The 19,960-nt window shown below is 39.4% G+C and carries 22 protein-coding genes and 1 other annotated feature; of the genes, 18 read left to right on the forward strand and 4 right to left on the reverse strand.

All coding sequences use genetic code 11. From position 1 onward, the window contains the following. Positions 1-327: 327 nt before the first annotated feature. Both AB3I72_RS06310 and AB3I72_RS06315 read right to left on the reverse strand, forming a co-directional pair. Complete coding sequence (locus AB3I72_RS06310; RefSeq protein ID WP_368023716.1) at positions 328-837, reverse strand: ClbS/DfsB family four-helix bundle protein; 510 nt, start codon at positions 835-837, stop codon at positions 328-330. Positions 838-844: 7 nt separating this feature from the next. Next, a complete protein-coding gene (locus AB3I72_RS06315; RefSeq protein ID WP_002383505.1) occupies positions 845-1,312 on the reverse strand; it encodes a VOC family protein in 468 nt (155 codons plus the stop codon). 64 nt (positions 1,313-1,376) lie between these two features. On the opposite strand from AB3I72_RS06315, the gene AB3I72_RS06320 reads away from it, so the two are divergent. Next, a complete protein-coding gene (locus AB3I72_RS06320; protein WP_368023718.1) occupies positions 1,377-2,324 on the forward strand; it encodes a helix-turn-helix transcriptional regulator in 948 nt (315 codons plus the stop codon). A 91-nt stretch (positions 2,325-2,415) separates the two neighbouring features. Here AB3I72_RS06320 and AB3I72_RS06325 read toward each other — a convergent pair whose 3' ends face one another. Together AB3I72_RS06325 and proB are read right to left on the reverse strand one after the other, a co-directional pair. Continuing rightward, the gene (locus tag AB3I72_RS06325; protein WP_154064106.1) at positions 2,416-3,669 is read right to left on the reverse strand and encodes a glutamate-5-semialdehyde dehydrogenase; all 1,254 of its coding nucleotides are present in this window, start codon (positions 3,667-3,669) and stop codon (positions 2,416-2,418) included. After that, positions 3,656-4,471, reverse strand: a complete 816-nt coding sequence (proB, locus tag AB3I72_RS06330; RefSeq protein WP_002389550.1) for a glutamate 5-kinase — start codon at positions 4,469-4,471, stop codon at positions 3,656-3,658. Before proB ends, AB3I72_RS06325 begins: the two co-directional genes overlap by 14 nt. A gap of 319 nt (positions 4,472-4,790) precedes the next feature. Between proB and AB3I72_RS06335 the strand changes: the two genes are divergently transcribed. The 17 genes from AB3I72_RS06335 to purR all read left to right on the forward strand — a co-directional run bounded on the left by AB3I72_RS06335 (position 4,791) and on the right by purR (position 19,822). Beyond that, the gene (locus AB3I72_RS06335) at positions 4,791-5,276 is read left to right on the forward strand and encodes a dUTP diphosphatase (RefSeq protein ID WP_002361472.1); all 486 of its coding nucleotides are present in this window, start codon (positions 4,791-4,793) and stop codon (positions 5,274-5,276) included. Between the two features lie 78 nt (positions 5,277-5,354). Then, positions 5,355-6,725 carry a DNA repair protein RadA gene (radA, locus tag AB3I72_RS06340; protein ID WP_002356050.1) on the forward strand — a complete coding sequence of 457 codons (1,371 nt, stop codon included), beginning with the start codon at positions 5,355-5,357 and terminating at the stop codon, positions 6,723-6,725. A 100-nt stretch (positions 6,726-6,825) separates the two neighbouring features. Beyond that, positions 6,826-7,971: a PIN/TRAM domain-containing protein gene (locus tag AB3I72_RS06345; protein ID WP_002383500.1), complete on the forward strand. Its 1,146-nt coding sequence runs from the start codon at positions 6,826-6,828 to the stop codon at positions 7,969-7,971. A gap of 18 nt (positions 7,972-7,989) precedes the next feature. Further along, on the forward strand, positions 7,990-8,463 hold the full coding sequence (ispF, locus tag AB3I72_RS06350) for a 2-C-methyl-D-erythritol 2,4-cyclodiphosphate synthase (protein WP_002367570.1): 474 nt from the start codon (positions 7,990-7,992) through the stop codon (positions 8,461-8,463). Between the two features lie 52 nt (positions 8,464-8,515). Beyond that, a complete protein-coding gene (gltX, locus tag AB3I72_RS06355; protein WP_368023719.1) occupies positions 8,516-9,973 on the forward strand; it encodes a glutamate--tRNA ligase in 1,458 nt (485 codons plus the stop codon). Further along, positions 9,972-10,178: a binding site (T-box leader), on the forward strand. (Overlaps the previous gene by 2 nt.) Before the next feature lie 64 nt (positions 10,179-10,242). Then, positions 10,243-10,782, forward strand: coding sequence for a serine O-acetyltransferase EpsC (gene epsC / locus AB3I72_RS06360; RefSeq protein WP_002356054.1), 540 nt, complete (start codon positions 10,243-10,245; stop codon positions 10,780-10,782). Continuing rightward, entirely contained in the window at positions 10,775-12,187 is a 1,413-nt protein-coding gene (gene cysS / locus AB3I72_RS06365) for a cysteine--tRNA ligase (RefSeq protein ID WP_104806410.1), read from the forward strand. Before epsC ends, cysS begins: the two co-directional genes overlap by 8 nt. Beyond that, positions 12,184-12,582 (forward strand): Mini-ribonuclease 3, encoded by a 399-nt coding sequence (locus tag AB3I72_RS06370; RefSeq protein ID WP_002356056.1) that lies wholly within the window; start codon positions 12,184-12,186, stop codon positions 12,580-12,582. The genes cysS and AB3I72_RS06370 overlap by 4 nt, the downstream gene beginning before the upstream one ends. Beyond that, the gene (gene rlmB / locus AB3I72_RS06375) at positions 12,572-13,429 is read left to right on the forward strand and encodes a 23S rRNA (guanosine(2251)-2'-O)-methyltransferase RlmB (RefSeq protein ID WP_368023720.1); all 858 of its coding nucleotides are present in this window, start codon (positions 12,572-12,574) and stop codon (positions 13,427-13,429) included. Before AB3I72_RS06370 ends, rlmB begins: the two co-directional genes overlap by 11 nt. A gap of 14 nt (positions 13,430-13,443) precedes the next feature. Then, the gene (locus tag AB3I72_RS06380; RefSeq protein ID WP_002356058.1) at positions 13,444-13,974 is read left to right on the forward strand and encodes an NYN domain-containing protein; all 531 of its coding nucleotides are present in this window, start codon (positions 13,444-13,446) and stop codon (positions 13,972-13,974) included. An 85-nt stretch (positions 13,975-14,059) separates the two neighbouring features. Further along, a complete protein-coding gene (locus AB3I72_RS06385; RefSeq protein ID WP_010816233.1) occupies positions 14,060-14,626 on the forward strand; it encodes a sigma-70 family RNA polymerase sigma factor in 567 nt (188 codons plus the stop codon). A gap of 57 nt (positions 14,627-14,683) precedes the next feature. Beyond that, positions 14,684-14,986 (forward strand): Veg family protein, encoded by a 303-nt coding sequence (locus AB3I72_RS06390; protein WP_025189153.1) that lies wholly within the window; start codon positions 14,684-14,686, stop codon positions 14,984-14,986. 180 nt (positions 14,987-15,166) lie between these two features. Continuing rightward, positions 15,167-16,018 carry a 4-(cytidine 5'-diphospho)-2-C-methyl-D-erythritol kinase gene (ispE, locus tag AB3I72_RS06395; RefSeq protein WP_002379846.1) on the forward strand — a complete coding sequence of 284 codons (852 nt, stop codon included), beginning with the start codon at positions 15,167-15,169 and terminating at the stop codon, positions 16,016-16,018. Between the two features lie 166 nt (positions 16,019-16,184). Continuing rightward, a complete protein-coding gene (locus AB3I72_RS06400) occupies positions 16,185-17,138 on the forward strand; it encodes a metal ABC transporter substrate-binding protein (protein ID WP_002364579.1) in 954 nt (317 codons plus the stop codon). Between the two features lie 25 nt (positions 17,139-17,163). Next, positions 17,164-17,856, forward strand: coding sequence for a metal ABC transporter ATP-binding protein (locus tag AB3I72_RS06405; protein ID WP_002356064.1), 693 nt, complete (start codon positions 17,164-17,166; stop codon positions 17,854-17,856). A 161-nt stretch (positions 17,857-18,017) separates the two neighbouring features. After that, on the forward strand, positions 18,018-18,857 hold the full coding sequence (locus AB3I72_RS06410) for a metal ABC transporter permease (protein ID WP_002383493.1): 840 nt from the start codon (positions 18,018-18,020) through the stop codon (positions 18,855-18,857). Positions 18,858-19,000: 143 nt separating this feature from the next. After that, a complete protein-coding gene (purR, locus tag AB3I72_RS06415; protein WP_002381336.1) occupies positions 19,001-19,822 on the forward strand; it encodes a pur operon repressor in 822 nt (273 codons plus the stop codon). Positions 19,823-19,960: the final 138 nt, after the last annotated feature.

Genomic DNA, 19,960 nt, shown 5'->3' on the forward strand with positions numbered 1-19,960 from the left:
GCATAACTCTGTTGAAAACCACAAAAGAGCTTTTTATCTCGGTTTATCCACAAGGATAAGTTTTCGAGTTGCTAAAAAAAATAGACGCAAGTTCAGAAGTCCTGCTTGCTAAAAGTAAAGGAACCCATAAAGTTGAAAGAAGATGAAAACGTTATTAAAACAACGTTTTCATCTTCTTTTTTCTAGAATTTACAAAGATTTAATGTCGAACAAATAAACACTGTGGAAAAGTTTTTTGGAAAAAACAAGAAATTTCATCCACAAAGTTTTCTGTGGAGAATTTAAAAATGCTTGTCAAGCTTTTTTTGAAAAAATGTGGATAACTTTTTAAAGACACGCTTTTTTCCATTTGCGAATTTGCGTTCGGAAACTAGTAAAAGGGGCAACGCTATTAATGTGAATCCATTTCCAAAGAGGCCATTGTGCTTTGGTGGTCGCCCAAGCCCGTTGTTGAGGTAAAAATAATTCGTCTTCGGAAAGCGAGTCAATCCAATGAAGTAATTTTTCTAAGGTGTCTTGCAACGCAATCAGCTGACTTTCTAAACTCATTTGTCCATAGGTTTGATAAAATGATTGATAGAGAGCGCCCAGTTGATTCCATTTATAACCTTCAGCTGGCGTTTGAACAGTCAGACCACGTTGTTCTTGTTCTTCCCAAGAAAGCAGCAAGTTGAGCCAACCTAATTGATAGGCTAAGTTCTCTGAAGGTGTTTTAGCTACTGTTTCAATTCGGTGATTTTTAAGTGTTTCAGGAATTTCTGCAAATTCAGCTAAATATTTTTGTGAAGCTATTTGAATGGCCTCAATCAAGGCTTCTTTTGATTCATAGGTTCGCATTCTTCGGCTAACGTCCTTTCTTGGTAGGATCTGCTTGTTTTTCATGAGTAATTTGAGTGACTAAACCAAAAGGATCTTTCACAATCGCATAAAATGTTGCAAATTCATTTTCAATTGGTTCTTGGATAATACAGGATTCGGGATGGCACGTAAGTTTTTCAAAAATTGTTTTGGCAGAGTGACGGCTGTCGACGGTTAAGCTGAGGGTCAATTGTTCTGTGGGCGTGGTATTCATTCCTGCAAATAAAGGATTATCAGCTAGTTGTAATTGAAAAGTGTCCATTTGTAAAATCGAGTGAGAAAGCCAGTGTTCTTCGCCAGCGGGAATGGTCAAAGAAGGATTTAAGCGCTCTTTAAATTCTTGATTAGTAATTTTAAAAAGAATATCACCAGCAAAGGCTTCTTGGTAAAACGTCAAGGCTTCCGTTGCTCGTCCATTTAAGACCATAAAAAGGGCAAATTGTGTGTTTTTCATTGTTTGAACCTCCTAAGATTGATAAGATAAGCATAACAACAAAAGGTGTCAAAAAGTGACACCGATGGAGGGAAAAATGAAAAAATCAGAACGTTTAAATCAGGAACTTTTTTTCTTGAGAACCCATCCTCAGTTTAATTTAAATCAGTTAATGAAAACTTTTGGGATTTCTAAAAGCACAGCTTTGCGGGATATTGAAGCTTTGGAAAATTTAGGCGTACCGCTATATGTGGAGAATGGTCGTTATGGTGGTTATCGAGTTTTAAACAAACCGTTGTTGCCGCCGATTTATTTTAATGAAAATGAAGTGTTAGCGATCTTTTTTTCGTTACAATTACTGAAATTAGTCGCAGAGTCACCGTTTGGTCATTCCTATCAGCAAATTAAGCAAAAATTATTGCATTCTTTAGATGAACCAACCCAATTTAAAATCAGTCAAATGAGTAAGGTTGTCTATTACGAAGGAATTGAACAAGTAGAAGCACCAGGCAATTTAGAGCAGCTGTTTCATTGTATTTTGGCGCAACAAGTAATTCAGTTTAACTATACCAGATATGAAGCAACAACGAAAAAAATCTTACCAATCCGGTTAACTATTTTAGAAGGGTATTGGTATTGTTCAGGCTATGATGTGACTAAAAAGGCTTGGCGTACTTACCGCTGTGATTTTATGGAGGCTATTCAGCAGTTAAACCAAACACTGGATTTTACGACTGAAGAACTGAAAGAATCGTATCGCCATCAACAAACGACGGCACGTACGATTCCATTTAAAGCAATCATTACAGAAAAAGGCAAAGAATTTTTTTATAAACATCGCTTTGACAATATTCAGTTGGAAGAAACGCCCACGGAGTGTTTTTTAGTTGGACAGATTCATCCAACAGAAACACAATTTTTAGCCAACTATTTTATGGGCTTTGGTGAAGAAGTGACAATTTTAGAGCCAGTTCAAGTGAAACAAGCGTATGTAGAAAGTATAATGAGGATTCAAAAAAAATATCAAGAATAGATTGTGGGACTGTGAACAATCCCATGTGTAAAAATGCACATTGGAGAGGAGAAAGAAAAACCCTTGATTTTTAAATCAAGGGTTTTTCTTTCTAAGAACGTGCTTGCCCATTTCCATAAATAACATATTTTGTAGAAGTAAGCTCTGCTAGACCCATAGGTCCACGGGCATGTAATTTTTGCGTACTAATGCCGATTTCGGCGCCAAATCCAAATTCAAAACCGTCCGTGAAACGAGTTGAAGCATTCGCATAAACAGCGGCTGCATCCACTTGTTGTAAAAATTGTTGTGTGGCAAAGTAATTATCACTAATAATACTTTCAGAATGTTTTGTATTATAGCGATTAATATGCTGGATGGCTTCGTCTAAAGAATCAACGACTTTCACTGCTAAGATAAAGTCGAGAAATTCCGTTTCCCAATCTTGTTCAGTCGCTGGAATGGCTTCTTCAAAAATTGCTAACGCACGTTCATCTGCCCGAAGTTCCACGTGAAACTCCTTCAAGGCTTTTTCAATTGTTGGTAAAAAGGCTTCAGCCACTTCTTGATGAATTAATAACGTTTCGGCGGCGTTACAGACAGAAGGACGTTGACATTTAGCATTGACAATAATTTCAGTTGCCATTGTTAACTGGGCGTCTTTATCCACGTAAATATGACAATTGCCTGTGCCCGTTTCAATAACAGGAACAGTGGCCGTCGTCAAAACAGTTTTGATTAAGTTGGCGCCACCACGCGGAATGAGGACATCCAAGTAGTCATTTAAGCGCATAAGTTGTTGGGCTGTTTCTCTAGAAGTATCATCAACAAATTGAATGAGATGGGGAGAAATGGCTTCTTGTATTAGCGCTTCTTGTAAAATTGTCACCAATATCTGATTGGAGTGAAACGCTTCTTTTCCGCCTCGAAGAATAACAGCATTTCCCGATTTGAAACAAAGGCTAGCGGCATCTGTTGTCACGTTTGGCCGCGATTCATAAATGATCCCAATAACACCTAAAGGCACGCGTTGTTGCCCAATTAACAGGCCCGCTTCATTGCGCCACATTTTATCTACTTCCCCAATTGGATCGGGTAAAGTAGCGACTTGGCGTATGCCCTCGGCCATCGCTGTGATCCGTTCTTCTGTTAAACGTAAGCGGTCTTGCATTGTTTCAGAAATTCCGTGGGTAGCGGCTTGCTCTAAATCTAATGCATTTGCTTGTAAAATGCGGGGTGCATTGGCTTCAATGGCTGCGGCCATTTTGTTTAACAAAGTATTTTTTTGACGAGTATCCATCAAGCCTAGCGTATAAGAGGCTTCTTTAGCTTGTTGCCCTAGTTGCTTTAAATCAGTCACTTTCATGCCCTCCTTTAATAAATAACGTACCGATATCTTTTCCTTCTAAAATTTCAAAGATGATTTTTGGTTGTTTTCCGTTTGCTAAAATCATCGCCTGTTGATTAGCTAACACACGTTCAGCAGCTTTTAATTTACTAGACATCCCACCAGTGCCAAAGCGGCTCCCCTTGCCACCGGCTAATTGGAACAAGTCTTCATTAATTTCATTTATTTCAGAGAATAACGTGGCTTCTTTGTTGACAGTAGGGTTATCTGAAAAGAAACCATCAATATCTGATAACATAACTAACAAGTCAGCTTGAACAATTTGGCAGACAATGGCTGACAATTGATCGTTATCCCCGAACTTGGTTAAGTGATCCAATTCTTCAATTGCGACAGTATCATTTTCATTGACGATAGGAATAATATTCATTTTTAAGAGTTGTTCAAAAGTATTGGTAACATTATTGCGACTTTCAGGGTATTCAATAACATCACGTGTTAATAAAACTTGTGCCATTTGTTGGCTATAGGTTGAAAACCGCTGATTATAAATGTTCATTAATTCTGCTTGGCCGACTGCAGCGACTGCCTGTTGTTCTGGAATTGTCGTTGGGCGCACAGATAGATTTAATTTATTCAGTCCGACACCAATTGCGCCAGAAGAAACTAAAATAATTTCTTTGCCTTGGTTGCTTAAATCACTCAAAGTAAAGGCTAATTGATCAATTGCTTTTAAGTTAATATTGCCATTGGGATAAATCAGAGAACTGGTTCCGACTTTGATCACAATTCGTTTGGCCTGTTGGAGTTTGTTTCTCATAAGTGCCTCGTTTCTTTTTACAGTAAAATTTGACACTCATTATAACAAAATCAGCGGCTACTAGAAAGTGCTAAATAATGAATAGTAAAGAAAGTTTAATGAAAGTGTGAACTTTTTGAGGGAATCTTGGGACTTTTTGGAATTTGGTCTGTTTATTTTAAGAGAAGATGATAGACTAAAAGAAGGAAAATAAACAAAAATTCTCCTCTTTTTTGCGTAGTCTAGATTAACTGGGTTTTTAGAAATGAGAAACTTACTAAAAACAACCAGAGTATCAGAGATTATGGTAAAATAGGAGTAGTTTAGACAGTAGGGGAGAATGAATATGAAACAACGTGGTTTTGAGATTATTTCTAAGTATCAAGAAGAGGGCTTGAGTGTCCCACAACGAGCAACAAAAGGTGCCGCGGGGTATGATTTTCAAGCAGCCGAAACGGTCGTTGTACCAAGTCTTTGGAAGTTACAACAAGCTGGAGAAAATCCCAAACCAATTTTAGTTAAAACAGGAATTAAGGCGTATATGCCTGATTCTGAATATTTAGAATTGGTGAGTCGTTCTTCGAACCCGCTAAAACGGTTCCTACTTTTAGCGAATGGTGTCGGAGTCATTGACAGTGATTATTATAATAACGAGAATAACGAAGGACATATCATGTTCCAATTTTTAAACTTTGGATATGAAGATGTTGTCATTGAAAAAGGTGAACGAATTGGCCAAGGGATTTTTAAGCCGTTTTTATTAGCGGATGATGACCAAGTCGAGGCAGAAAGAACGGGCGGTTTTGGTTCGTCTGGACAAAAATAAAGCCCATTTTTTCAGTAGGCAACGTTATTCAAACCATTTAATAAATGTTAAAATAAACAACAGATAAGGAGATTCTACATGGCAAAAAAAGCAAAAGTTCAATTTGAATGTCAAAGCTGTGGGTATGTGTCTCCAAAATATCTCGGCCGCTGTCCTAATTGTGGACAATGGAATTCGATGGTGGAAGAGGTTATTCAAGATACTTCTGATCGTCGTGCTAGAGTAAGTTTGACTGGTAAAAAGACACAACCACAACGGCTATCTGAAGTCGTACCTAAAAAAGAGCCGCGTGTAAAAACTGAATTAGTGGAGCTGAATCGGGTTTTAGGTGGTGGCGTTGTCCCAGGTTCGTTAGTTTTAATCGGTGGCGATCCCGGAATTGGTAAGTCAACATTGCTCTTACAAGTATCGCAACAATTAGCAGCCACAGGTGGCACGGTTTTATATGTTTCTGGTGAAGAAAGTGCTGAGCAAATTAAATTGCGAGCGGAGCGTCTAGGCACCGTCAACGAGACATTTTACTTATACGCAGAAACAGATATGCACGAAATATCACGAGCCATTGAAAAATTAGAACCAGATTATGTCATTATTGACTCGATTCAAACAATGACGCAGCCAGATGTTACCAGCGTTGCTGGTAGTGTCAGTCAAGTCCGAGAAACAACTGCCGAATTATTGAAACTGGCAAAAACGAATGGGATTGCCATTTTTATTGTCGGACACGTAACGAAGGAAGGGTCTATCGCAGGGCCACGGATGTTGGAACATATGGTAGACACGGTTCTTTATTTTGAAGGAGATAAGCATCACACCTTTAGAATCTTACGGGCTGTCAAAAATCGGTTTGGCTCAACGAATGAGATTGGTATTTTTGAAATGCAGACACATGGATTGGTTGAAGTTATGAATCCTTCTCAGGTCTTTTTAGAAGAACGTTTAGAAGGAGCCACTGGGTCTTCGATTGTGGTAGCAATGGAAGGTTCACGCCCCATTTTGGTGGAAATCCAAGCGTTAGTTACCCCAACGATGTTTGGCAATGCCAAGCGAACGACCACCGGGTTGGACTTTAATCGCGTTTCTTTAATCATGGCGGTTTTAGAAAAACGGGCAGGCCTTTTATTACAAAACCAGGATGCGTATCTAAAAGCGGCTGGTGGAGTCAAAATTAATGAACCAGCTATTGATTTAGCGTTAGCAATCAGTATTGCTTCTAGCTATAAAGAAAAAGGAACCTCATCTTCAGAATGTTTCATTGGTGAGATTGGTTTAACTGGTGAAATTCGCCGCGTGAATAGTATTGAACAACGAGTGCGTGAAGCGCAAAAACTAGGCTTTACAAAAGTCTATGTCCCTAAAAATAACCTTGGTGGCTGGGAAGCGCCTGAAGGGATTGAAATTATTGGCGTTTCAACAATTGGTGAAACGTTAAGAAAAGTTTTTAAATAATGAAAGTAGAAATAATCCGTTTAGGTTGTTGGTGGCGTATGATTTTTATACGCCCCACAACACTAGACGTCTTTATTAAATAAACGAGGAGGATGGCTATATGCAAAAACGAATCATCACGTTGCTGATGATCATTGCTGGTGCAAGTTTAGGAATTTCTCTTTTCCCAATGGCTTGGGAAATGGCTAAGCAAGGCAATAACAGTTGGTTAAACAATAACTTTACGAACGGATTAATCGGTGCAATTATTTTCTTTATTTTATCTTTAGGGTTAGCAAAGTATATTGTTTCCGCTGTCAAAAAAATCGAAGCAGCTTTAAATGAAATGAGTTTAACCTATTTATTATTTGGAAGTATTGGTGCCATCATTGGTTTAACAATTGGCGTCATTATCTCCATTCCAATGTACAACTTACAAATTCCTGTCGTGAATAGTTTACTGCCAATTCTAGTTATGATTATTCTGGGTTACTTAGGTTTCCGAATGGGAACAACACGGATTGAGGAGTGGAAAAAAGTTTTCACACCTCGCCAAAAGAAAGCAAATACGGAAGACGCCGAAGGACAAATGTTGGAACGTAAAGTGGAAGACAACTTCCATAAATACAAAATTTTAGACACCAGTGTCATCATTGATGGCAGAATCTACGATATCGCGAAAACGGGCTTTTTAGAAGGTGTTTTGCTGATCCCTAACTTTGTTTTGTATGAATTACAATACATTGCTGATTCTGGAGACAGTTTAAAACGGGTGAGAGGTCGTCGTGGCTTAGATATTTTAAATGCTTTACAAAAAGAAGAAGGTATCTCTGTTGAGATGTATGACGGAGATTTCGAGGATATCTCTGAAGTAGACAGTAAATTAATCAAATTAGCAAAATTATTAGATGGCGTGGTTGTGACCAATGACTACAACTTAAACAAAGTCTCTGAATTTCAAAATGTGCCTGTTTTAAACATTAATGCTTTAGCTAATGCTGTGAAACCAGTGGTGATTCCAGGTGAAACGATGAATGTGATGGTTGTAAAAGCCGGAACAGAGCGTCAACAAGGGGTCGCTTACTTAGATGATGGCACAATGGTTGTGGTAGAAGATGGCCAGCATTACATGAATGAGCAAATCGAAGTGGTCGTCACAAGTGCTTTACAAACCGCCGCTGGGCGTATGATTTTTGCCAAACCGGCGCATGCGGGTCGCGGGATTAATGATCGCAAGGATAACCATCCTAAAAACGATAAAAATTAAGCAAAGTGAGGACTTAGTATGATTCGAATCGGTCAAGGTTTTGATGTTCATCAATTAGTTCCGCAACGACCTTTAATTATTGGTGGGGTTACTCTTCCTTATGAAAAAGGTCTGTTAGGTCACTCAGATGCCGATGTTTTAACACATGCAATTATTGATGCAATCCTTGGTGCCGCTGGTCTGGGTGATATTGGGCAACTGTTTCCCGAAACCGATCCGCAGTTCAAAAATGCGAATTCTGTAAACTTATTAAAAAAAGTAAATGAAAAAGTTGGGCGGTCGGGCTTTACTATTGGCAATATTGATTGTACAATTTTAGCGGAAGAGCCAAAGATGAGCCCATACTTGGCAGAGATGAAAAAGAATCTAGCCGCGAGTTGCCACTTAGCGGTCACACAAGTGAACATTAAGGCAACGACCATGGAAACGATGGGCTTTGTTGGTAAAAAAGAAGGAATCGGCGCAATTGCCGTTGCTTTATTGGAAAAATAACTGAAAACGACGTTAAACCGTCTGTTTTTAAAAAATGGAAAGAGGAATGAACATGACGAAAGTTCGTGTGCGTTACGCACCAAGTCCAACTGGACACTTGCACATTGGGAATGCAAGAACAGCATTATTTAACTACTTATTTGCCCGCCACAATGACGGAGAATTTATCATTCGTATCGAGGATACCGACCAAAAACGGAACATCGAAGACGGCGAGAAAAGTCAGTTGGAAAACTTAGCATGGTTAGGGATGGAATGGGATGAATCACCTGCTCATCCGGGAGAATATGGTCCATATCGTCAATCAGAACGTAAAGAAATTTACCAACCATTGATTGATCAATTATTAAGTAGCAATCGTGCGTATAAGTGTTATTGTACGCCAGAAGAATTAGAAGCAGAACGTGAAGCACAACAAGCTCGTGGGGAAATGCCTCACTACGCAGGCACTTGTGCGAATTTGACACCTTCTGAACAAGCAGCCAAAGAAGCGGCTGGTCTAGAACCAGTGATTCGTTTCCGTGTGCCACGTAATACAGAATACAAATTTGATGACATCGTGAAAGGTGAAATTACTTTTGAGTCAGATAACATTGGTGGCGATTTTGTCATCCAAAAACGCGATGGGATGCCAACGTATAACTTTGCCGTTGCAGTAGATGATCACTTAATGAAAATTTCTCATGTTTTACGTGGCGATGATCACATTGCGAACACACCAAAACAATTAATGATTTACGAAGCGTTTGAATGGACACCACCTGTCTTTGGCCATATGACCTTAATCATTAATTCAGAAACTGGCAAAAAATTGAGCAAACGTGATGAAACAATTTTACAATTTATTGAACAATACCGTGAATTAGGTTACTTACCAGAAGCCATGTTCAACTTTATTGCTTTACTAGGATGGTCTCCTGTTGGCGAAGAAGAAATCTTCTCACAAGAAGACTTGATTAAATTGTTTGATGAACAACGCTTAAGCAAGTCACCAGCGGCCTTTGATGCGAAAAAATTAGAATGGATTAACAATCAATACATGAAACAAATGGACTTAAGTGAACTAACAGATATGTGTCTTCCTTATTTAGTCGCTGACGGTCGTGTTGAAGAAAATCCATCTCCTGAAAAAATCGAATGGTTAAAACAATTAGTTAGCTTGTATCAACCACAAATGAGTTATGCAGCTGAAATTGTGGAACTATCAAACTTGTTCTTTAATGAACATCCAGTTTTAGATGATGCTGCGAAAGAATTCTTGCAAGGAGAAACAGTGCCAACTGTGTTACATGCGTTTAAAGAACAATTAGAAGCCTTGGAGGTTTTCGATGTGCCAAGTATTAAAGCAGCGATTAAAGCCGTCCAAAAAGAAACTGGCGTTAAGGGCAAAAACTTGTTTATGCCAATTCGAATTGCTGTTTCTGGACAAATGCATGGTCCTGAATTAGGCGAAACCATCGAGTTATTAGGCAAAGAAAAAGCTTTAGATCATTTAAATAAAGTGTTATAAAAACACAAAGAATAGAAGAAGTAGACAAGCAGATGGATTTCAGAGACGCTGTGGGTGGTGAGAACAGCGAGCATCTTTTGTCGAAATGCATCTATGAGTGGCTTCGGTGAAAAAAGTAACCGAAGACGTCGGCAGGCGTTAACTGTATCGAGGCAAGAGCTAGTTCTTGTGAAGAAAAGTGGAACCACGCATGGGCGTCTTTTAAGCAACGTTTTTTTGTTGCTTAAAAGACGTTTTTTATTTTTGTATAATAGAAAGGAGTTCACCCTATGAGTTGGTTGAAACGTAGCGTCGCAGCTGTTAAAAGAAACGATCCTGCAGCGCGGACTACACTAGAAGTTCTTTTAACGTATCCTGGCTTGCACGCCTTGTTTTGGCATCGCTTGTCTCATTTCTTATATAGGCATCAGTTGTTTTTATTGGCGAAGATTCATGCACAATTTTGGCGTTTCATAACGGGCGTAGAAATTCATCCCGGAGCCACAATTGGTGCGGGAGTTTTTATCGATCACGGCATGGGCATTGTGATTGGGGAAACCGCGGAAATAGAAGAAGATGTTGTTTTGTTTCACGGAGTGACGTTAGGTGGGACCGGTCGTGATACGGGTAAACGCCATCCAACAGTGAAAAAAGGAGCGATGATTTCGGCACGAGCTCAAATTTTAGGGCCAGTTGTGATTGGTGAACGTTCAAAAATTGGGGCAGGTGCTGTTGTTATTTCAGACATCCCAGCAGATGCCACAGCTGTGGGTGTTCCTGCGAAAGTCGTTCGTCTAAATGGAAGAAAGGTGGAAAAAGGGCATGATTAAAATTTATAATACATTGACCAGAGAAAAAGAAGTATTTACGCCAATTGAGGCGCATAAAGTTCGGATGTATGTCTGCGGACCAACCGTGTATAACTATATCCATATCGGTAATGCGCGCAGTGCGATCGCCTTTGATACAATTCGTCGTTATTTTGAATATCGTGGGTATGAAGTGAATTATGTCTCGAATTTTACAGATGTCGATGATAAAATTATCAAGGCAGCCAAAGAATTGAAAATTACTGCGCCGGAAGTGGCGGAGCGTTTTATCAAAGCCTTTGAAGAAGACACGCAAGCATTGAATGTCCAGCCAGCAACGTTACATCCTCGGGTGATGGACCACATGCCTGATATCTTAGCTTTTATCGACGTTTTAATTGAAAAAGGTTTTGCTTATGAGGTCGCAGGTGACGTGTATTATCGCACCCGTAAATTTCCTAATTATGGTAAATTAAGCCATCAATCGATTGATGAATTAGAAGTGGGGGCAAGTCAACGAACTGGCGTTGAACAACAATTAAAAGAAGACCCATTGGATTTTGCTCTTTGGAAAAGTGCCAAAGAAGATGAAATTTCTTGGGATTCTCCTTGGGGGAAAGGACGTCCCGGCTGGCATATTGAATGCTCTGTCATGGCGACAAAACACTTGGGAGAGACGATTGATATTCATGGCGGTGGACAAGATTTAGAATTTCCACATCATGAGAATGAAATTGCACAGAGCGAAGCCAAAACAGGCCATACCTTTGCCAATTACTGGATGCATAACGGCTATGTCACAATTGGTGAAGACGATGAAAAAATGAGTAAATCCCTAGGTAACTTCATTACTGTTCATGAAATGATTCAAAAAGTGGATCCGCAAATTTTACGTTTCTTTATGTCCACCACCCAGTACCGTCGCCCGATTCGTTATAGCGAAAGCACTCTAAAAGAGGCAGCAGCCAATTATCAAAAATTGAAAAATGCGTTTGAAAATTTACGTTTTAGACAAGCAGATGCGGTCGCAAGTTTGCCAGAGGATGAACACTATTTGGCTCAATTAAACGAATTAGAACAACGTTTTATTACGGAAATGGACGATGATTTCAATGCAGCTAACGGGATTACGGTCGTTTATGAATTAGCGAAGATGATGAATCAGTACAGTGAACAAGCGGCAGTTTCGGAACCAATTCTAGTGGCGATGGATAAGCTTTTCAGTGGCTGGTTAGCTATTTTTGGTTTATTCTTTAAAAACGAAGAATTAGTGGATGCACAAGTCGATGCGTTAATTGAAGAACGGAACCAAGCACGGAAAGACCGTGATTTTGCCCGAAGTGATGAAATCCGCGATTTATTAAAAGAACAAGGCATTGTTTTAGAAGATACTCCGCAAGGAACGAGATGGAGAAGAAGTGAATGAGAGATTACAAACAATTAAACGGTTTAGCTTTGGCCTATGTTGGCGATGCGATTTATGAAATTTACATTCGTGATTATTTAGTTTCCTTGGGACAAACGAAACCGAATGTTTTGCATCGCATGGCGACACACTACGTGTCAGCAAAAGCCCAAGCAAGCTTAATGCAAGCGATGTTAGCGGGAGAAATGCTAACGGAGGAAGAAGAAGTGATGTACAAACGCGGTCGGAATGCTAAAAGTCACACCTTTGCTAAAAATGCTGATGTGACGACCTATCGGGTAGCGACCGGTTTCGAATCCTTGATGGGTTATTTACATTTGACACAACAAAAAGAACGTTTAGAAGAATTAATTAACTGGTGTATCAAGAAAGTAGGTGAAACCAATGAAAAATGAAAAATCTCGTCCTTTTAAAAAAGGTAAGAAACGTCCAGAACGTTCAGATAAGCGTTCAAAAGAACGGAACCCACGACCAGCGACAGCAGGTGCTGATGGAACCTCAGAAGAGCTAGCAGATAACTTTGTCTTTGGTTTCCATGCCACTGTTGAGGCGTTGCAGCAAGGACGCGGGAATAAATTGTTTTTACAAGAAGATGCTCGTGGCGAGAAAATTGAGCAATTAAAACAAGCAGCGAAAGAACAGGCTGTTCCAGTCAAATGGGTGCCTAAAGCAAAATTAGATACGATGAGTGATCACGGCGTGCATCAAGGTATGGTTTTAGCAATCACGGCGTATCAATATTTAACTTTAGAAGAATTATTGGAACAAACAAAAGAAAAGACAGAAACACCATTTTTCCTAATTTTAGACAGTCTAGAGGACCCACATAACTTTGGCTCAATTTTGCGAACAGCTGATGCGACAGGCGTGGACGGTATTATCATTCCGAAACATCGTGCAGTGGGAATTACACCAACCGTAACCAAAGCGTCAACAGGGGCCGTGGAACATATTCCAGTGGCTCGTGTAACGAATCTAGCGCAAAGTATTGCAACGCTAAAAGAGAATCAATTTTGGATTTTTGGTACAGATATGTCTGGGACGGATTATCGTCGCTGGTATACACAAGGCGCAATTGCCTTAATCATCGGAAATGAAGGTCGTGGCATGAGTCAAGGTCTTCATAAAGAAGTGGATGAATTATTAACGATTCCAATGACTGGACACGTTCAAAGCTTAAACGCTGGTGTGGCTGCAGGCTTGCTAATGTATGAAGTCTATCGTGGCCGCAACCCATTATAGAAGAAGGCGATTGTATGAAAAAACAATTGTTAATCGTTGATGGCTATAATATGATTGGTGCTTGGCCAGAATTGGTCCAGTTGAAAAAGCAAGAGCGTTTAGAGGATGCGCGTGAACTGCTTCTTAGTCGTCTGTCCAACTATGCCAAATATGAAGGGTTGGAAATCATTGTGGTTTTTGATGCCCAATTAGTCCCAGGTATTCAGCAAACGTACAAAAAGTACCTTTTGACCGTGGTTTTCACCAAAGAAGATGAAACAGCAGATAGTTATATTGAACGTCTAGCTGGTGAAAAAAATGATCGTTTAACGCAAGTAACAGTCGCAACGAGTGATTTGGCTGAACAATGGGTGGTCTTTTCACAAGGTGCATTGCGGACTTCGGCCAATGAACTTTACAAAGCTGTCCAGAAAACAGAAAAGACGATTGCCATTCATGCAACGGATATCCATTTCCAGCAATTTCGTCGAAATTCTCCATGGAACGTGGAGCAGTTATCAAAACTTTCTGAGAAGCTAGAAGAATTGTCTCAAAAAAAAGATTAAACAAATGTTCGCTTAAGTCATAAATTTCTAACATGCTATGCTCTCCTAAATCATTCGATACGTTTATCGAAAAGGAGGGCTTTTTATGTTAGAACAGATTCAGCAAGCATTAGCAGGAGACCAAGAACAATTTCAAGCTTTATATGGGCAATATCAGCCAGTGATTTATAAGTGCATGAAAAAATACTATTTAAAAGATTATGATACTGAGGACTGGCTTCAAGAAGGGCGAATTGTCTTCTTTCGGACGTTAGAACGATTTGATTCAGAAAAACAAGCATCATTAGGAAAGTTTTTTAAACGAAATTTTGAAAATCACGTACATAGCTTAATTCGCCATCAATGCGCCTATAAGCGGCGAACAGATACCTTGTCTATTTCTCTGGAACAACGCTTAGAAAGCACTGGTGAAGAGTTAGTGGACTATTTAGGGACAGCGGCTACCGACCCATTAGGTCAATTAATGATTCAAGAAAAATTGGCAGCTTTTCCGACACGTCTTTCCTCGTTGGAACAACAAATTTTAAACGCATACTTAAAAGGCTACACGTTAGAAGAAATCGCTAAAGTACGTGGGGGAACTTTTTCAGCTGTCCGAAGTGCCTATGATCGTGCCAAAGCAAAAATGAAATATACATTAGAAAATGAATAAAAATTCGACAAAACAGCCGGTTTGTCGAGCAAAAGTAGTTGCAAACAGACTTCTAGTATGATAAACTTGAAATTTTTTAAAAAAAGTGATATAATATTTCTCGAGGTGAATGCAATGCCAACAACGTTATCGTCAATTAAGAAAGATTTGGAAGGCCGTATCGGCAGTGAAATTATGTTAGTTGCTCAGACTGGAAGAAAGCGCCAAACAGAACGTAAAGGAATCTTAACGGAGACTTATCCATCTGTTTTTGTTGTTGACTTGGATCCAGACGAGAACTCATTTGAACGTGTATCTTATAGCTATTCAGATGTTTTAACACGCACCGTTGAAATCGAATTCATCGGTCAAGCCGTATAATTTAGAAAGTCCGCTTAGGAGTGAAGGGAGAGCCCTTCGTTCCTAAGCTCTTTTTAATTTCAGCCATCTGTCGTCAGAGAAAGAGCAATCTTCGGTGTACTTCTTCATGGACATATGATAGAATCTAAAAGATTAAAATGTTGGTAGACAAAAGATTAAGGAAGGTGAATCAGGGAACCGATGGAAATAATCGAACGAGCTCCTGCGAAAATTAATCTTGGGTTAGATGTTCTGCATAAACGTGTGGATGGCTATCATGAAGTTGAATCTATTTTTGCAAGTGTAGATTTAGCCGATCATTTAACTTTTGAAAATCTAGAAGAAGACATCATTCGTATTGAAACGGACAGCTCTTTTTTACCCGTGGATCGACGGAATCATGTCTATCAAGCAGTTGACTTATTAAAGCGTACCTATAATATTCATAAAGGAATTAAAATATATATTGAAAAACGTATCCCCGTGGCAGCTGGTTTAGCAGGTGGTAGCAGTGACTGTGCCGCAGCATTACGAGGCTTGAACAAACTGTGGAATCTGGGGTTGACGATGGACGAACTCTGTGAAATTGGTAGCCAAATTGGTATGGATGTTCCTTATTGTTTAAGGGGCGGAACAGCCTTTGCAAACGGACGTGGGGAGAAAATTGAAACATTACCGACCATGCCTCAATGTTGGATTGTGTTAGTAAAACCAAGAATTAGTGTATCCACTAGTACCGTTTTTAATGATTTAGCGGTAGATGAATTGCACCATCCAGATATTGCTGGACTAAGAATAGCCATCGAAAATGGTGATTATACTGGGATGACCCAGACGGTCGGCAATGCGTTGGAAAGTGTCACGATTGCCAGACATCCGATCGTGCAACAAATCAAGGATCGCATGCTGAAGTACGGCGCTGATGCAGCGTTGATGAGCGGCAGTGGACCGACAGTCTTTGCTTTATGTGAAAAGAAAACACGAGCACAACGGATTTATAATGGACTCAAAGGCTTTTGCGAAGAAGTTTATTTGGTTCGGACATTGAAATAAATAAAAACAACAGAGCGTGGGACAAAAATCCAAAGTGATTTTTGTCCCACGCTCTGTTGTTTTTTTAAATTTATTCCTTGACGTCCCGTGATCCATTTGGTACATTATTCCTGGCAAATCGTAAATATTACGGTTTATAATAGGTAAATCGAAAAGAGGACAGAACATGACGAAAATCTACCGCCGTTTGATAATCGGCGTTACTTTAGCAATCAGTGCTTTTCTTTTAGCTAGCTGTGGGCAAACCACACAATCGCCAAAAGAGAAGAAAGAGCTCACGGTAATGACTACTTTTTATCCGATGTACGATTTCGCAAAACAAGTCGTTGGTGATGAGGGAGAGGTTGAGCTGTTGATTCCAGCTGGAACGGAACCACACGATTATGAACCAAGCGCAAAAGACTTAGCGAAAATTACTGATGCGGATGTCTTTGTTTATAATAGTAAAGAGCTAGAAACTTGGGTTCCGAATGTTATTGAAAACTTGGACACGAAAAAAGTTTCAATCGTGGAAGCCAGTCAATCCATTCAATTGATGCAAGGAACAGAAGAGGAAGAATCTGGCGAAGAAGGTCATGAAGGCCATAACCATTCCCACGAACTGGATCCGCATGTCTGGTTAGATCCCGTGTTAGCGCAAAAAGAAGTAACAGCGATTCGGGATGCGCTTATCAAAAAATATCCTGAGAAAAAAGCCGTATTTGAAAAAAATACCGCTGCTTATTTGGAAAAATTGACTGCGCTAGATAAGGAATACCAAGCTGCGTTTGCAGGCGCTAAAAATCGGACCTTTGTGACGCAACATGCTGCATTTGGCTATTTGGCAAAACAATATGACTTGACCCAAGAACCGATTGCTGGGATTTCTCCAGACCAAGAACCTTCGCCAAGTCGTTTAGCCGAATTAAAAAAATATATTAAAACAAACAATGTTTCTGTGATCTATTTTGAAGCATCGGCTTCTACAAAAGTAGCCAAAACATTGGCAGACGAGACAGGCGTCGAATTAGCTGTATTGAATCCTTTAGAGAGTTTAACTCAAAAAGAACAAGAAGCAGGCGAGAACTACGTGTCTGTCATGAAAGAAAACCTCGCTGCTTTACAAAAAAGCATTCATTAATCTGGCAACAGAAAGGAGCCAACTTATGCATTATATTGAAGTCGAAAATTTAACCTTCTATTATGATGATGAACCTGTTTTAGAAGATGTTTCTTATTATGTTGATCCAGGGGAATTCGTTATTTTAACAGGAGAAAATGGCGCTGCCAAGTCAACGCTGATCAAAAGTACCTTAGGGTTATTAAAACCAACAAGTGGCAAAATTACGGTCGCTAAAAAAAATAGTGCTGGTGAAAAAATCAGCATTGGCTACATTCCACAACAAGTCGCTTCTTTCAATGCGGGCTTTCCTAGCACCGTCATTGAATTAGTACGTTCAGGTCGCTTTCCCAGAAATCGTTGGTTCAAACCGTTGACGAAAAAAGATCATCTTCATGTGGAAAAAGCTTTGAAATCAGTGGACATGTGGGAAATGCGCCACAAACGAATTGGCGAGCTTTCTGGCGGGCAAAAGCAACGAATTAGTTTAGCACGAGTGTTTGCGACTGATCCAGATTTGTTTATTTTAGATGAGCCAACAACAGGTATGGATGAACAATCGCGAAACGAATTTTATCAATTGTTGCAACACAGTGCGCATGAACATGGAAAAGCTATTTTGATGATTACGCATGATCATGAAGATATCAAAACCTATGTAGATCGTCAAATTCGTCTTGTCCGCAAAGAAGATTCGAAATGGCGTTGCTTCCATATGAGTGAAGAATCGTATACGTAAATTTTCCAATAAAACGTTATCTGGCTCGATCATAACGAAAGCCAAGGAACGGCTTAAAGAAATGTTGGAAAAATTTAAAAAATAAGCAGGAATTAAAAAATTAATTCGCTTAAACGTCGCTACAATGGTAGTGTTCATTTTAGCGGTAAGGAGTGAATCGTATGGCAGAAATGCTTTCTTATGCATTTATGCAAAAGGCCTTTTTAGCAGCACTGTTTATCTCAGTGATTGCCCCAATGCTCGGCGTCTTTCTAGTTATTCGCCGACAATCTTTAATGGCAGATACCCTTTCACATGTGTCATTAGCCGGTGTGGCACTAGGCTTCTTTTTTAATTGGAATCCTAATTTAATGACCTTAATTGTCGTGATTGTGGCTGCAATCATTCTAGAATATTTACGAATGATTTATAGCACCTATTCAGAAATTTCGATTGCTATTTTAATGTCAGGCGGTTTGGCTTTGGCGTTAGTTTTAATGAATTTAACAGGAGGCAATTCAGCTGCTAGTATTCAATCGTATTTATTTGGTTCCATCGTCACGATTACGTGGGATCAAGTGGTTATGTTGGCAATTTTATTCGTAGTTTTAGTTCTATTGTTTATGTTATTTAAACGCCCAATGTATGTTTTAACATTTGATGAAGATACTGCTCATGTTGATGGGCTACCTATTCATTGGATGTCGATGCTTTTTAATGTAATTACTGGTGTGGCGATTGCTGTGATGATTCCGATCGCGGGAGCCTTGTTAATTTCAGCAATTATGGTCTTACCAGCTGCGATAGGTATGCGAATTGGTAAAGGCTTCAACACGGTGATTATCATCAGTGTGTTTATGGGCTTGATTGGCATGCTAACAGGGTTGACTAGCTCGTATTATTTGGAAACACCACCGAGTGCAAGTATTACCCTAATTTTTATTGGTTTATTCTTATTAGTCAATATTTATCGCCGAGTGGTTGTCATGGTCCAACGAAAACAAAAAATGCAAAGAAACTAAGGAGAAAAACGAAAGTTTTTCTCCTTTATTTCTTTTTTTTAAAAGAAATGGCGAACTATTTTCAGTTATTTGAAAAAAATCCTCGAATTTTTCGGTTAAACCCCTTATAATAAGGAACGATAGAATGAAAAGGAGTGACGAATTTGAAAATTCGGAGAAGTGAACGATTAATCGATATGACCCAATATCTTTTAGATCATCCCCATACATTGGTTTCTTTGACATATTTTGCTGACCGATACCAATCTGCCAAGTCTTCCATTAGTGAAGATTTAGCAATTGTTAAAAAAACATTTAAAGAACGTGGAACAGGTATTTTAGAAACGATTCCAGGCGCTGCAGGCGGTGTCCGCTTTATCCCTGAAATTCCTTATGAGGAAGCGGAGCAGTTGATTATGGATTTGTGTGATCGTTTGTCAGAACAAGATCGCTTATTACCTGGGGGTTATGTTTATCTTTCAGATTTACTTGGGGAACCGAATTTATTAAGACAAGTGGGCCGGATTATTGCTTCTAAATATTTAGGCAAACAAATTGATGCGGTAATGACCGTTGCGACTAAAGGAGTGCCAATTGCGCAAGCTGTGTCTTATTACTTAAATGTTCCGTTTGTGATTGTTCGTCGCGATTCTAAGATTACTGAAGGTTCAACGGTGAGCGTGAACTATGTATCAGGGTCTTCAGAACGTATCGAAAAAATGGAACTTTCAAAACGCAGCTTAAAACGCGGCTCAAAAGTTTTAGTCGTGGATGACTTCATGAAAGGCGGCGGCACCGTCAATGGTATGAAGAGTATGATTGAAGAATTTGAAGCAGAACTTGTGGGCATTACTGTTTTTGCTGAGTCAAAATTCAATGGCCGTCGTGCAATCGATGACTACACTTCGCTATTATATGTGGAAGATGTGGATACACAAACAAAAACGATTAGCGTAGTCCCAGGAAACTATTTCACAGAGAAATAATTTGAAAAAGAACCTGAAAATGGTCCATTCCATTTTCAGGTTCTTTTTTTCTGTTTTATTCCTTTAAAAAAAGATGAGAAAATAAATTGGTCTACCTTTTAAATGCCTTATTTTGTTGAAAAAGACAAAAGAGTAAGA

The organism is Enterococcus sp. GC34, assembly GCF_040886645.1.
Taxonomy (GTDB): Bacteria; Bacillota; Bacilli; order Lactobacillales; family Enterococcaceae; genus Enterococcus; species Enterococcus faecalis.

What these genes read in the sequence shown, in the direction of transcription:
- AB3I72_RS06310 (WP_368023716.1), bottom strand. Translation starts at nt 837, where the DNA reads ATGCGAACCTATGAATCAAAAGAAGCCTTGATTGAGGCCATTCAAATA.
- AB3I72_RS06315 (WP_002383505.1), bottom strand. Translation starts at nt 1,312, where the DNA reads ATGAAAAACACACAATTTGCCCTTTTTATGGTCTTAAATGGACGAGCA.
- AB3I72_RS06320 (WP_368023718.1), top strand. Translation starts at nt 1,377, where the DNA reads ATGGAGGGAAAAATGAAAAAATCAGAACGTTTAAATCAGGAACTTTTT.
- AB3I72_RS06325 (WP_154064106.1), bottom strand. Translation starts at nt 3,669, where the DNA reads ATGAAAGTGACTGATTTAAAGCAACTAGGGCAACAAGCTAAAGAAGCC.
- proB (WP_002389550.1), bottom strand. Translation starts at nt 4,471, where the DNA reads ATGAGAAACAAACTCCAACAGGCCAAACGAATTGTGATCAAAGTCGGA.
- AB3I72_RS06335 (WP_002361472.1), top strand. Translation starts at nt 4,791, where the DNA reads ATGAATATGAAACAACGTGGTTTTGAGATTATTTCTAAGTATCAAGAA.
- radA (WP_002356050.1), top strand. Translation starts at nt 5,355, where the DNA reads ATGGCAAAAAAAGCAAAAGTTCAATTTGAATGTCAAAGCTGTGGGTAT.
- AB3I72_RS06345 (WP_002383500.1), top strand. Translation starts at nt 6,826, where the DNA reads ATGCAAAAACGAATCATCACGTTGCTGATGATCATTGCTGGTGCAAGT.
- ispF (WP_002367570.1), top strand. Translation starts at nt 7,990, where the DNA reads ATGATTCGAATCGGTCAAGGTTTTGATGTTCATCAATTAGTTCCGCAA.
- gltX (WP_368023719.1), top strand. Translation starts at nt 8,516, where the DNA reads ATGACGAAAGTTCGTGTGCGTTACGCACCAAGTCCAACTGGACACTTG.
- epsC (WP_002356054.1), top strand. Translation starts at nt 10,243, where the DNA reads ATGAGTTGGTTGAAACGTAGCGTCGCAGCTGTTAAAAGAAACGATCCT.
- cysS (WP_104806410.1), top strand. Translation starts at nt 10,775, where the DNA reads ATGATTAAAATTTATAATACATTGACCAGAGAAAAAGAAGTATTTACG.
- AB3I72_RS06370 (WP_002356056.1), top strand. Translation starts at nt 12,184, where the DNA reads ATGAGAGATTACAAACAATTAAACGGTTTAGCTTTGGCCTATGTTGGC.
- rlmB (WP_368023720.1), top strand. Translation starts at nt 12,572, where the DNA reads ATGAAAAATGAAAAATCTCGTCCTTTTAAAAAAGGTAAGAAACGTCCA.
- AB3I72_RS06380 (WP_002356058.1), top strand. Translation starts at nt 13,444, where the DNA reads ATGAAAAAACAATTGTTAATCGTTGATGGCTATAATATGATTGGTGCT.
- AB3I72_RS06385 (WP_010816233.1), top strand. Translation starts at nt 14,060, where the DNA reads ATGTTAGAACAGATTCAGCAAGCATTAGCAGGAGACCAAGAACAATTT.
- AB3I72_RS06390 (WP_025189153.1), top strand. Translation starts at nt 14,684, where the DNA reads ATGATAAACTTGAAATTTTTTAAAAAAAGTGATATAATATTTCTCGAG.
- ispE (WP_002379846.1), top strand. Translation starts at nt 15,167, where the DNA reads ATGGAAATAATCGAACGAGCTCCTGCGAAAATTAATCTTGGGTTAGAT.
- AB3I72_RS06400 (WP_002364579.1), top strand. Translation starts at nt 16,185, where the DNA reads ATGACGAAAATCTACCGCCGTTTGATAATCGGCGTTACTTTAGCAATC.
- AB3I72_RS06405 (WP_002356064.1), top strand. Translation starts at nt 17,164, where the DNA reads ATGCATTATATTGAAGTCGAAAATTTAACCTTCTATTATGATGATGAA.
- AB3I72_RS06410 (WP_002383493.1), top strand. Translation starts at nt 18,018, where the DNA reads ATGGCAGAAATGCTTTCTTATGCATTTATGCAAAAGGCCTTTTTAGCA.